Origin of the sequence: Pseudarthrobacter sp. efr-133-R2A-89, assembly GCF_030209315.1 — a bacterium.
Lineage (GTDB): Bacteria > Actinomycetota > Actinomycetes > Actinomycetales > Micrococcaceae > Arthrobacter.
On sequence record NZ_JARVSE010000002.1, the window covers coordinates 579,953 to 592,508 of the forward strand.

Genomic DNA, 12,556 nt, shown 5'->3' on the forward strand with positions numbered 1-12,556 from the left:
CTACGCGCCCAGCGCGGCGGCCGCTTCGGCGGGGGTGACCTCGCCGTTGATGCGCCGGTTCAGGTGCCAGGGGTTGGTGTCCTGCAATGCCTCGGGGAGCAGTTCCTGGGGCAGGTCCTGGTAGGCCACCGGGCGCAGGAAGCGGTTGATGGCCAGGGTTCCCACTGAGGTGGTGCGGGTGTCGGACGTGGCGGGGAAGGGGCCGCCGTGGACCATGGCGTGGCCTACTTCCACTCCGGTGGGCCAGCCGTTGACGATGATGCGTCCCACTTTTTGTTCGAGGACGGGGATCAGGTGTGCCGCCGTCGGGTAGTCCGATTCGGTGAGCTGCAGGGATGCGGTGAGCTGGCCCTCTATCCGGGAGGCGGCCTGCAGCAGGTCTTCGATGCTCTTGTAGCGGATCACCAGGGACGCTGCGCCGAAGATTTCCTGGTGCAGGATGGGGTTGCCCGCGAACTGGTCCACGCCGGTGCCGTAGATGGCCGGTGCCGGAGCGTTTTCGGTGGGGCCGGGAGTGCCCTGGCCGATGAGTTCGACGCCGGCGGCCGAGCTGAGCGCTTCGGTTCCGGTGTTCCAGGACGAGGCGATGCCTTCGGTGAGCATGGTCTGGCCGGTGCTGGTGGCGATGGCGCGTCCGACGGCGGCGGCGAGTTTGTCTCCCGGCTCGCCTGCGGGGGCGAACAGCAGGCCGGGGGAGGTGCACAGCTGGCCTGAGCTGCCCGTGACGGACGCGACGTACTGCCGGGCCAGGGCGTCGACTCTTTCGGGGCTGCCGGCGAGGGCGCCCTCGAACACGAAGACCGGGTTCAGCGACGACATTTCCGCGTAGACCGGAATGGGTTCCGGGCGGGCGGCGGCGGTGCGCATCAGGGCGATGCCGGCGGACTGGGATCCGGTAAACCCGACGGCCTTGATGGCTGGGTCTGCCACAAGAGCCTGGCCGATGCTGGAGCCCGGGCCGTAGATCAGCGAGAACACGCCGGGGTGCAGGCCGTGGTCCTTGACGGCTTTGGTGACGGCGTGGCCGACGAGTTCGCTGGTGCCGGGGTGGGCGTTGTGGGCTTTGAAGACGACCGGGCATCCTGCGGCAAGGGCCGAAGCGGTGTCCCCGCCCGCCGTCGAGAAGGCGAGCGGGAAGTTGCTGGCGCCGAACACGGCCACCGGACCCAGCGGGATCTGCCGCTGGCGGATGTCTGCGCGGGGGAGCGGTGTGCGGTCCGGGATGGCGGGGTCGATGCGGACGCCACGGAAGTCGCCCTGGCGGACCACTCCGGCGAACAGGCGCAGCTGGCCGGTGGTGCGGGCACGTTCGCCTTGGAGCCGGGCTGCGGGCAGCCCGGTTTCCTGGCCGGCGCGGGTGATGAGGTCATCACCGATGGCGTCGATGTTGTCCGCGACGGCTTCCAGGAACGCGGCGTGGGTTTCCGGGTCCAGGGCGCGAAAGGACGGGAACGCTTCGGCGGCTGTTGCCGTTGCGGCCTTGAGCTGATCCGCGGTGAGCAGGGAATAGGCGGGTTCCAGGGGCTGGTTGGTGGCGGGATCGAAGCCGTTGGTGGTCTTGCCGTCGCCGGCAACCGTCTTGCCGGCGATGAGTGAATGTCCGGTGAGGTTCATGGGTTTCCTCCTGTGGTGGGAGTGGTGCTGTTTGTCTCTCAGGAAACGGTGGCGATCAGGGCTTTGAGGTCCGCGAGGTCCTGCGGAGCCAGGTTCTGCAGCGGCGTGCGCACCGGCCCTGCCGACCGGCCGATTGCGTCCAGGCCGCCCTTCACGATGGACACCGAGTAGCCTTTCACGCGGTCGCGGATGTCCAGGTAGGGGATCACGAACTCGTTGAGCTTCCTGTTGACGGCGGCGCGGTCATTGTTGCGGACGTCCTGGTAGAAATCCAGTGCGAACTGCGGGACGAAGTTGTACATGGCACTGGAGTAGGTGCTCATCCCCAGCTGCAGCAGGGGCAGGGCGAAGGTTTCGGCGGTGGGCAGGCCGCCCAGGTAGAAGAGCCGGTCACCGAGCTTGGCGTAGACGCGGGCGTCATGTTCCAGGTCTCCCACACCGTCCTTGAACCCGATCAGGTTCTGGTGCCGTTCGGCCAGGGTTGCCACGGTGGTGTCCTTGTAGATGGCGTTGGCGCGGTTGTAGATGATGACGCCGAGCGAGGTTGCGCGGCAGACGGCACTGACGTGCTCGGCCAGACCTTCCTGGTCCGCTTCGGTCAGGTAGGGCGGCAGCAGCAGGATGCCTTCTGCGCCGGCGGCTTCTGCCGCCTTGGCGTTTTCGATGGCCTGGGCGGTGGACCCGCCGGCCGATGCCAGCACGGGGACCCGGGCTCCCACTTCGTCGACGGCGGTGCGCACCACACGTTCCGATTCGGCCGGGGTGAGGGAGAAGCCTTCACCGGTGCCGCCCGCAGCGAAGAGACCGGCCACGGGGAAGCTTGCCTGCCACGCGAGGTGCTTGCGGTAGTTCTCCTCGTCGAACGCCAAGTTTGCATCAAATGAGGTGACGGGAAAGGACAGCAGTCCTTCCTTGAGGGTGTCCGCCAGTTCCTGGGGTGTGTACCTTGCCATGGGGTCCTCCGGTGTTTTGCCGCGGCGGGTCTGGATGGTTTTCTCCAGCCTAGGGACCCTTATTGATGCCTGTCCAAGTGCTTTTTTGGATGCTTTGATACCTCTGAGGCATTGTGAGTTTACGCCAAGTGCCTTCCGTCGGGCCCGGGAGGTTACTCCGCGGCGAATTCCAGGTCCCGCAGCAGGCGGGAGAGCGCGGGGTTGGTGATCCGCCGGTTCCACAGGGCGTGCAGTTCCGCTGGCTCGCGGCTCCCGCCCGCCAGTGGCAGGAAACCGACGCCGTCTATGGCCAGCGTGGTGGCCGAGTGCGGAACGAAGGCCAGCCCGCGCTTTGCGGCCACCAGGGACACCATGGTGAGGATCTGGCTGACCGTATGCACCACGTTGGCGTGCCGGACGGGGAACATGCGGATCACGAGGTCGTAGAAATATCGGGCCTGGGTGGGGGAGTGCATGATCAGCGGCTCGTCGTTGAGGTCGTCCGCGGTGACCGGCCGATCCAGGAGTGAGAGCCGGTGACCTTCAGGTACGGCAAGCACCATGGATTCCCGGTAGAGCAGGCGCGAGTCAAAGGTGGCCTGGTCGAAGGGTGGGCGGCCGAGGCCCAGGTCCAGTTCGCCGGTCAGCAGACCCGCAAGTTGCTCGCCGGTGACCAGTTCCTGCAGTTCGATATCGACGTCGGGGATGATGCGTGACAGCTCGTCCAGCACGGGGCCAAGAATGCTGAAGCCGCTGGCTGCCGTGAAGCCGATCCGCAGCACGCCCGAGCGGCCGGAAGCGATCCGGCGGGCCGTTGCAGGTGCGCGTTCGGCCAGCGCCATGAGCCGTCGGGCCTCGTCCAGGAACGTCCGGCCGGCGGAGGTGAGCTCCACCTTGCGGTTGTCCCGCTCCAGCAGCTCTGCCCCGACGATCTTCTCCAGCTTTTGGATCTGCCGGCTCAGGGGTGGCTGCGTCATGTTCAGCCGCTCGGCTGCCCTGCCGAAGTGCAGCTCCTCCGCTACGGCGATGAAGCCGGCCAGTTGGTCGAACGTGAACATGATGCCTTCCGGGTATCAAAAGGTGACTACTTAGCTTAGCCGGGCATCACAGCGTCTGCGCTCGCCACCAGGGCTGGGCCAGGGACCAGCTCTAAGCCCCCTCGCCTATGCCGGCGAAAGGTCCCGGAGCAGCGCGTCCAGGATGGGCAGCTGGCCTTTTACGAGTTTGAGCCGGGCCTCTTGCTCCGGGAACCAGCGGGCGTCGTCGATCTCGGGGTAGTGCTGGATCTTTCCCGATCCCTTGGGCCATTCAAGGGGAAAGGTGTTGCTGCGGATGGCTTCAGGTGCAAATCCGGCCTGGGCTGCGAAGACGGTAATGATTTTTCCCGACGACTGCCGGAACTCACCCAGCAGGCGGTATCCGGCGTCAGGGGCGGCGACGCCCATTTCCTCGGCGAATTCGCGCAGCGCCGCGGACAGGGCGTCCTCGCCGTCGGAGTACTCCCCTTTGGGGATGGACCAGGCGTGGGCGTCCTTGCGGCTCCAGAACGGGCCACCCATGTGGGCGATCCACACCTGCAGCCCACCGCCGGGGCCGGCTGCGGTGCCCTGATGCCGCTGGTACAGCAGGATGCCTGCACTTCGAACCGGCATTTGGGTCCCTTCCCGGCTGTTGTTGATGACGCTCAATCGCCGTCCGCCGTTAACGTGGTATTCATGGCCCTGCCCTAGGTTATTCCTTCAGGCACTCTGCTCGAAGGGACCCGGTCATGGCCAATATTGCTGAGGTTTTGGGACGGCTTACGCCGGAGGAAGTTGCTGAACTCCGCAGCCTTGGTCCGCAAGGCCACCTGCCGCGCCACCTGGTGGAGGCGCTGGACCGCGCCGCCGGAGGAACAGGATCGGGCCGCGGCTACTACGTGGCAAACGGCAACGTGAGCCCAACCGGCGGGCCCCTTATGGTGCTGCGCAGTGACGTCTCGAACTGGTTGACCGGCTCCGGTTCCTGATCGCCGCCCCGGGCGGCTCACGATTCCGGCAGGATGAAGGTGGCGCTGGTGCCGGCACCGGGTGTGCTGGCCAGGCTGATCGATCCGCCGTGGCCTTCCACGATGGTCTTGCTGACCGGCAATCCCAGGCCTGCCCCCGGTATGGCGGTGGACCGCGAGCGTGCGGAGCGGAAGAACTTGGTAAACGCCTGTTCCTGCTCTTCGTCGCTCATGCCCATGCCGGTGTCCGTGATGGAACAGACCAGACCGGCGTCGGTCCTGGCTGCGGTGGCGGTGATGAGCCCACCGTCCGGGGAGTATTTGACGGCGTTGGACAGCAGGTTGTGCAGGACCTGGCTGATCCTGGCAGGATCGGCGCGCACCGGGAGCGGCCGTTCCACCTCGAGCTTCACGCTCAGGCCGTTCCCCGCCGCGCGGGGCAGTGCGGCGTCCACAGCACGGGTCACCAGCTGGGCAAGGTCCGTCTCCTCCAGGCACAGCTCCACGCGCTCGGAGGCCACGGCAATGAGGTCGTCCACCAGGCCCATCAGATGGTCAGCGTTGCGCCGGACCACCAGCAACTCTGCGCGGATATCGTCGTGGCCGGGCTCGTCGAGGACCAGTTCCAGGTAGCCGAGGATTGATGTCAGGGGAGTCCGCAGCTCGTGCGAAACGGTGGCCACGAAGTCGTCCTTGGCGGCCAGGGCGCTGATCAGGTCGGTCACATCCGCGAAGGTGATGACCCCGCCGCCTTCCTGGCTGCCTGCGGCAGGAAACCCGTGCGAGCTTACCGAGTACGCGCGTTGGCTGTCTTCGGGTCCGGCCCAGTAGAGCTCGTCCATGAAAGTCTCACCGGCGGCCGCGCGCTCGGCAGGACGTGACCCGGCCCGAACGCAGGTGGTGCGGTCTGCCGCCAGCAGTTGGGTATTCCCGCCTCCTGGTTCAACAAGGCCGGCCAGGGCAGGATCGGACTGCAGGGTCTTGTTCGTCAGCACAGTGTTGCCGTTGCGGTCCACCACCCACACGCCCACGCCCACGGCGCCGAGTACTGCATCAAGCAGGTTCTGGCGCCGGACGCTTTCGTCCAGCGTCCGGCCCAGGTGGTACTCGCTGTCCATCAGCTTGGTCCGGTGCCGGCGGATGGTGGTGGCCACCACGTGCGCGGTTACGGCCATGACGGACATGACCAGGGGGAGGATGAGGACACGGATCATCGAGCCGGCAGCCGGCGGCGACCCAAGCGCTGCGGCCGGGACCACGGTGCTGAGGACGGTCCCGGCAATCGCGAGGGCGGGCATGTACGGCCGGACCTGGGCCGATAGCCAGATGACGGGGAACACCAGCGTCATGCTCAGGACGCTGAAGGACGGGCCCCCCGCCTCGCGGGTGAAGCCGATGGCCAGGCAGTCAAGAAGCGGGATGACGGCGAATGCCCCGGACGGGAGCCGGCCCCAGGGGACGGCGATGCACGCTGCGGCGATCGCCAGGTGGAACAGCAATGCGTTCAGGAACCTGCTGTCCGCCAAGGTCCATGGGCTGAACATGGCCGCCGCCACCACGACCAGTGCCACGGTCAGGCTGACGGGCAGTTGGCTGGCCATCACCCGCTGGCGGGCGCTGAGGCCGCCGAAGAGCCCGTCGAGCCGGTCCGACACCACTGGTTCGGGCAGCGCACTGCGCGCCTGGCCGAACACATCGGTAGTGCCCTGCGCTTCCCGGATCACCACGCTGCCCCCAGCACAGAAATATTATGCCCCCGTTTGCAAGAAGGTCCTGCAGCAACAGTACCCGGGTGAATGCAGGTTCTCACGGTGGGCGCCGGGTTTATTGGCATGCGGTCATCCGATCAAAAGGCTCAGCGCCTCCGTCAGGTGTTCCACTTCCCGGACTGAGAAGCCGGCGGGCACAGGACCGGGCCCCGTGTGGCTGGCGGGCACCACAGCATGCGTGAATCCCAGCCGGTGGGCCTCCTGGATGCGCTGGTTGATCCCCGGTACCGGACGGACCTCGCCTGCCAATCCCACCTCGCCGAAAGCAACCAGCCGGATGGGCAGCGGTTTGCGGGCCTTCGCCGATGCTACGGCGAGGGCCACGGCGAGGTCCGTGGCCGGTTCGCTGAGCTTGACGCCGCCAACGGTGGCGACGTAGGAATCGTCCTTGTGCAGCATGGTTCCGGCGCGCTGCTGCAGTACCGCCAGCAGCATTGACACCCGTGAACTGTCCAAGCCGCTGGTGGCCCGGCGCGGCTGCGAGTTGGGACTTTCGGCCAAGAGTGACTGAACCTCGGCGAGCAGGGGGCGCCGCCCCTCCATGGTGACGGTGATGCAGGTGCCCGAAACCGGGTCCTTGGTGCGGCTGACGAACAGCCCGCTGGGATCGGCGAGGCCCTCGATTCCATTTTCATTGAGGTCGAAGCAGCCCACGTCATCGGTGGGGCCATACCGGTTCTTCACGGCGCGCAGCATCCGCAGCCGGGAGTGCCGCTCGCCCTCGAACTGGCACACCACGTCCACCAGGTGTTCCAGGAGCCGCGGCCCGGCGATCGAACCGTCCTTGGTGACGTGCCCCACCAGCAAAGTGGTCATGTTCCGCCGCTTGGCCGCGGCAATGATGGATGCCGCCACCTCGCGCACCTGGGAAACGCCGCCGGCGCTGCCATCCACGTCTGCACTGCTGAGAGTCTGCACGGAGTCCACGATCAGCAGCCGCGGTTCAATTTGTTCCACCTGGCCCAGCGCCTGGCCCAAGTCCGTCTCCGCGGACAGGTACAGGGATTCCGCGACGGCGTCGATCCGCTCCGCGCGCAGCTTCACCTGCGCCGCCGACTCTTCCCCGGTGACGTAGAGGACGTCCTGGGCTGTCCGGGCGAACTTGGCGGCCACGTCCAGGAGCAGCGTCGACTTGCCCACGCCGGGTTCGCCCGCCAGCAGGATCACGGCGCCGGGAACCAGTCCGCCGCCCAGGACGCGGTCCAGCTCGTCCACGCCGGTGGGCAGGAACGCCGCCGTGGTGGCGTCCACGTCCGCGATGCGGCGCGCCGGCTCCAACACCGTTGTGGCGGCCGTGGTCCGGGCCACCGCGGTGCCGGTTTCCTCAACGGTGCCCCACGCCTGGCACTCGCCGCAACGGCCCACCCATTTGGCGGTGGTCCAGCCGCATTCGGCGCATTTATAGGCGGGCGCTTTTGATGCCCGGGAAGTCTTTGTTGCCATGGGTTCAACCCTAGTGGCGGGCACTGACACCAGCGTCAACGCGTGTTTCGTTCCCGCCCGCCCCCTGACCCCGCAGGCCCGGCCGTGGGCCCGGGCCCAACCACCGGTTCTTACAGCGCGGGCAGGATGTCCCGGGCCTCCGCTGCGTCCATTCCTGTTGCCTCCAGCAGGTCCACCATGAGGGGGCGGAACAGCATGACCACCGTTTCGCCCTCCAGCCGCTGGACCTCCAGCAGCTTCGGGTGCAGCCGCAGCGCGATTTCACTGAGGTCTCGCCGGGCCGTGCGCAGGTGGGCGCGCCGGACGCCGTCGTGCGTTTCCGCCAGGCCCAGCGAGAGCTCGTCAATCGCGGCAGCGGTCTCCTGGAGCACTCCTGCGATGCTGTCCGTGGCCTCGTCCGAGAGCGCGGTGTGGTTGATGGCACTGGTCAGCCGCCGCGCGAAGACGCGGCTGTTCCGCAGCGCCAGGTCGATGAAGTCCAGCGATTGCTTCAGCCGGTCCAGTTCGTCGCGGTGCCGCCGGTAGGCCGGCGCCAGCGTGGCCACCTCCCCGGACGCCCGCAGGGACTGGCGCATGGCATCCACCAGGGGCTGGCAGTTCCTGCCGCGGATCAGTGCGTGCCACGCCTGCGTGGAATCGCTGTTCACCAGCGCACCCGCGCATTCACGCAGGACTTCGGCCAGTTCATGCAGCAGCTTCTGGACGTCACGCCGCGGCTCACGGCGGGGATCCTTGGGCACCAGGATGGTCACCAGCAGCGCGCACAAGCCCCCCACCACGGCGTCGATACTTCGGGTGAACGGGCCACCGGACGGCGCCGGCAGCAGCACCACCAGCAGCGACTGGAGTGCCAACTGGGTGGTGAAGATGTTTCCGCTGTCCAGGAACCGGGCCAGCAGGATGGAGAAGAGAAGCACGACGGCGGCCACCCAGATTTCGCCGCCCAGCCAGTGCAGGAGCAAATCGCCCACGGCGATGCCGATGGTGCAGCCAAGCCCCACCTCCATCACCCTGCGCAGCCGCGGCTCACGCGAGAATCCCAGGGCGATCAGCGAGGACGTGGCGGCGAACAGGGGGCCGGAATGGCCCAGCACGTACTCCGCGAAAGCGTAGGCGCCCACGGCGCAGACGGTCATCTGGATGGCTGGCACGAAGGAGTTGCGGCTGCGGATCAGCCCGGTCCGGATGCGGGTGCGCAGGAACCGCCGGCTTGCTGAGAGTCCTGCTGGGATGGCCATGCGGACAAGTCTATTCAGTGCCCGTCCACTGCCGGGCACGGCTCCACTACGGCTGCGCGTGTGATCTGCGCAATGGTGACCCGGCATTTGTCAGCCAATATCCCGCCGTCGTTAATCATCCGTTCACTTTGGACAGCCCATCCCGTTACCTGCGGCCCATAACTTTCTTGAAGGTACACAACGTACGCATCGCGCAGCAGGGTTCTCCGTCCCTGTCCCGCACCTGAATAACCCTGGAAGGGGTACATCTAGTGAAGGCACTTCGCTTCGGCCGCCACGCGGCTATCGCTGTTATCGCTGCGGGCGCACTCGCGCTGTCCGCCTGCGGTTCAGACAACGCCACGGGCACCGCGCCTGCAGGCAACCAGGCTTCCTCCGGCCCCAAGGTCACCGGCACGCTGACCGGCATCGGCTCCTCCGCGCAAGGTGCGGCCATGGACGCATGGAAGACGAACTTCGCCTCCGCCAACTCCGGCGCCAGCGTGCAGTACTCCCCGGACGGCTCCGGTGCCGGCCGCAAGGCAATCCTCGACGGCTCGGCCCAGTTCGCCGGTTCGGATGCCTACCTGAAGGATGACGAATACGCCTCCTCCAAGTCCGTGTGCGGCCCCGACGGCGCCATCAACGTCCCGGTCTACATCTCCCCGATCGCCGTGGCCTTCAACGTTCCCGGTGTCACCGACCTGAAGCTGGACGCCACCACCGTCGCCAAGATCTTCCGCGGCCAGATCGCCAAGTGGAACGACCCCGCGATCGCCGCCCTGAACGCGGGCGTCTCGCTGCCCGACCTCAAGGTCACCCCGGTGAACCGCTCCGATGACTCCGGCACCACCCAGAACTTCACGGACTACCTGTCCGCCGCAGCCTCCGACGTCTGGACCGACAAGGCCGCCGGTGTCTGGCCCGCCAGCCTCCAGGGCGAGAACGCCAAGGGCACTTCCGGCGTGGTCAAGACCGTCACGGACACCCCCGGCGCCGTGACCTACGCCGATGACTCCGCCGTGAGCGGCAAGCTGGGCGTAGCCCAGATCAAGGTGGGCGATTCCTTCACCAAGATCTCCGCGGATGCCGCCGCCAAGGCAGTGGACGCCGGCAAGCCCGTTGACGGCCGCGCCGCCAACGACCTCTCCATCAAGCTGGACCGCAAGACCACCATCGCCGGCGCCTACCCGATCGTCCTGGTGTCCTTCCACGTCCTGTGCACCACGTACGACAAGCAGGAGACCGTTGACCTGGTCAAGGCATTCGAGCACTACGTAGTTTCCGCTGAGGGCCAGAAGGCCGCCGCGGACTCGGCCAAGTCCGCTCCGCTGTCCTCCGACCTCGCAGCCAAGGCCGTCAAGGCCATCGACTCGATCAAGGTCAAGTCCTAACCAGCGCCGCAAAAACCGGGTTCCCCGCCTGCCGGAAGGCAGTGCGGGGAACTTGGCTTTGCACCCTGCTTCCTTAATCCAGCAACGAATCGAAGGGCCGTCGAATGACCGCCACCTCCCTGACCAGTTCACAGGGCGCCGGACGCACCGGGGATAAAGTCTTCTCCGGGGCCGCGCTGGCCGCCGGCTGCCTGATCCTTGCCGTCCTCTTCGGCGTCGCACTCTTCCTGGTGGTCCAGGCAATTCCCGCGCTGACCGCACCCGCCGACAAGATCCAGGGCGGACAGGGCTTCTTCGCCTACATCTGGCCCATTGTGATCGGAACCCTCATCGCCGCCGTCATCGCGCTGGTGATCGCCACGCCCGTCGCCATCGGAGTGGCGCTGTTCATCTCGCACTTCGCGCCACGCAGCCTGGCCTCGGGCCTCGGCTACGTCGTGGACCTGCTCGCAGCGATCCCTTCCGTGGTCTATGGCGCCTGGGGCGCAGCGTTCCTGGCCAAGCAGATCTCGCCCGCCTACGGGTGGCTTGCGGAGAACATGGGATGGCTCCCCATCTTCCAGGGCCCGGCCTCCACCACCGGCAAGACCATCCTCACCGCGGGCATCGTCCTGGCGGTCATGGTCCTGCCGATCATCACCTCGCTGTCCCGCGAGATCTTCCTGCAGACCCCCAAGTTGCATGAGGAGGCCGCACTCGCCCTCGGCGCCACCCGCTGGGAAATGATCAAGATGGCCGTGCTGCCCTTCGCCCGCCCGGGCATCATCAGCGCGGTCATGCTGGGGCTGGGCCGCGCACTGGGCGAAACCATGGCCGTTGCGCTGGTCCTGTCCTCCGGCGCCCTGACCGCCAGCCTGATCCAGTCCGGCAACCAGACCATCGCCGCCGAGATCGCCCTGAACTTCCCGGAAGCCAGCGGCATCAAGGTCAGTACCCTGATCGCCGCCGGCCTGGTCCTGTTCGTCATCACCCTGGCCGTGAACATGATCGCCCGCTGGGTCATCACCCGGCACAAAGAATTCTCGGGAGCCAACTAAATGACCTCCACCCTTACCCCGGTCCGCAGCAAGCGGTCCGCGCTCACCAAGGGCCAGCTGCCCAAGTACGCCCCATACGCCGTCCTTGCTGCGGCGTTGATCGTCGGCGCAGCCATCCTTGCCCTGATCGGCTTCAATGCGTTCGGCTGGGGCGTGGTCTCGGCCATCCTCTTCGCCATCGGACTGGTCTCCTGGAGCGCAGCGGTGGAAGGTTCCCGCAGGGCCAAGGACAAGCTGGCCACCTGCCTGGTGGTTGGCTCGTTCCTGGTGGCTCTCCTGCCGCTGGTTTCGGTGATCTGGACGGTGCTGGTGAACGGCATTCCCGGACTTGTGGACCCCGGCTTCCTCACCACTTCCATGAACGGCGTTACGGGCGCGTTCGACAACAAAGCCGTGGAGAGCGGCGGCCCGGTCATGGGCGGCATCTACCACGCGATCCTGGGCACCGTGCAGATCACCCTGCTTGCCACGGTGATTTCCGTACCCGTGGGGCTGCTCACGGCCATCTACCTGGTGGAGTACGGCCACGACGGCCGCCTGGCCAAGGCCATCACGTTCTTCGTGGACGTCATGACCGGCATCCCATCCATCGTGGCCGGCCTCTTCGCCGCCGCATTCTTCTTCGTGGTGGTGGGCCCGGGCACCAAGACCGGTGCGGTGGCCGCCGTCGCCCTTTCCGTCCTGATGATCCCCGTGGTGGTCCGCTCCAGCGAGGAAATGCTCAAGATCGTCCCCAACGAACTGCGCGAGGCCGCCTACGCTTTGGGCGTGCGCAAGTGGCGGACCATCCTCAAAGTGGTCATCCCGACCGCGATTTCCGGCATCGCGTCCGGCGTCACCCTGGCGATCGCCCGGGTCATCGGCGAGACGGCGCCCATCCTGGTCACCGCGGGCTTTGCCACGAGCATCAACTCCAATGTGTTCGGCGGGTGGATGGCATCACTGCCCACCTTCATCTACACCCAGATCCTGAACCCCACCTCGCCATCGAACCCGGATCCGTCCTCGCAGCGTGCCTGGGGAGCGGCGCTGGTGCTGATCATCCTGGTCATGGTCCTGAACCTGGTGGCCCGCCTGATCGCCAGGATCTTCGCTCCCAAGACCGGCCGGTAACCAGGCCCCCGGCCCGGCCTTCCGTCCCGCAGCGGCGGATCCTAGACTTC

At 66.9% G+C, this 12,556-nt stretch carries 11 protein-coding genes; 4 read left to right on the forward strand and 7 right to left on the reverse strand.

Translation table 11 applies throughout. From position 1 onward, the window contains the following. The 4 genes from QRM95_RS05430 to QRM95_RS05445 form a co-directional block, all read right to left on the reverse strand. Positions 1-1,614 carry an aldehyde dehydrogenase (NADP(+)) gene (locus tag QRM95_RS05430; RefSeq protein ID WP_285246793.1) on the reverse strand — a complete coding sequence of 538 codons (1,614 nt, stop codon included), beginning with the start codon at positions 1,612-1,614 and terminating at the stop codon, positions 1-3. Between the two features lie 38 nt (positions 1,615-1,652). After that, positions 1,653-2,567: a 5-dehydro-4-deoxyglucarate dehydratase gene (kdgD, locus tag QRM95_RS05435; protein ID WP_285246794.1), complete on the reverse strand. Its 915-nt coding sequence runs from the start codon at positions 2,565-2,567 to the stop codon at positions 1,653-1,655. 152 nt (positions 2,568-2,719) lie between these two features. After that, entirely contained in the window at positions 2,720-3,604 is an 885-nt protein-coding gene (locus QRM95_RS05440) for a LysR family transcriptional regulator (protein ID WP_285246795.1), read from the reverse strand. A gap of 105 nt (positions 3,605-3,709) precedes the next feature. After that, positions 3,710-4,198 carry an NUDIX hydrolase gene (locus QRM95_RS05445; RefSeq protein WP_285246796.1) on the reverse strand — a complete coding sequence of 163 codons (489 nt, stop codon included), beginning with the start codon at positions 4,196-4,198 and terminating at the stop codon, positions 3,710-3,712. 116 nt (positions 4,199-4,314) lie between these two features. On the opposite strand from QRM95_RS05445, the gene QRM95_RS05450 reads away from it, so the two are divergent. Next, entirely contained in the window at positions 4,315-4,554 is a 240-nt protein-coding gene (locus QRM95_RS05450) for a hypothetical protein (protein ID WP_285246797.1), read from the forward strand. Between the two features lie 17 nt (positions 4,555-4,571). Here the strand turns inward: QRM95_RS05450 and QRM95_RS05455 are convergent, their stop codons facing one another. The 3 genes from QRM95_RS05455 to QRM95_RS05465 form a co-directional block, all read right to left on the reverse strand. Then, positions 4,572-6,260 carry a sensor histidine kinase gene (locus tag QRM95_RS05455; protein WP_285246798.1) on the reverse strand — a complete coding sequence of 563 codons (1,689 nt, stop codon included), beginning with the start codon at positions 6,258-6,260 and terminating at the stop codon, positions 4,572-4,574. A gap of 111 nt (positions 6,261-6,371) precedes the next feature. Next, positions 6,372-7,745: a DNA repair protein RadA gene (gene radA, locus QRM95_RS05460; protein ID WP_285246799.1), complete on the reverse strand. Its 1,374-nt coding sequence runs from the start codon at positions 7,743-7,745 to the stop codon at positions 6,372-6,374. A 110-nt stretch (positions 7,746-7,855) separates the two neighbouring features. Further along, positions 7,856-8,983, reverse strand: a complete 1,128-nt coding sequence (locus tag QRM95_RS05465; RefSeq protein WP_285246800.1) for an FUSC family protein — start codon at positions 8,981-8,983, stop codon at positions 7,856-7,858. A 251-nt stretch (positions 8,984-9,234) separates the two neighbouring features. Between QRM95_RS05465 and pstS the strand changes: the two genes are divergently transcribed. The 3 genes from pstS (at position 9,235) to pstA (ending at position 12,506) form a co-directional block, all read left to right on the forward strand. Beyond that, positions 9,235-10,356: a phosphate ABC transporter substrate-binding protein PstS gene (gene pstS / locus QRM95_RS05470; protein WP_285246801.1), complete on the forward strand. Its 1,122-nt coding sequence runs from the start codon at positions 9,235-9,237 to the stop codon at positions 10,354-10,356. A 104-nt stretch (positions 10,357-10,460) separates the two neighbouring features. Beyond that, the gene (gene pstC / locus QRM95_RS05475) at positions 10,461-11,393 is read left to right on the forward strand and encodes a phosphate ABC transporter permease subunit PstC (protein ID WP_285246802.1); all 933 of its coding nucleotides are present in this window, start codon (positions 10,461-10,463) and stop codon (positions 11,391-11,393) included. Next, a complete protein-coding gene (pstA, locus tag QRM95_RS05480) occupies positions 11,394-12,506 on the forward strand; it encodes a phosphate ABC transporter permease PstA (protein WP_285246803.1) in 1,113 nt (370 codons plus the stop codon). The last annotated feature ends 50 nt before the right edge of the window (positions 12,507-12,556 follow it).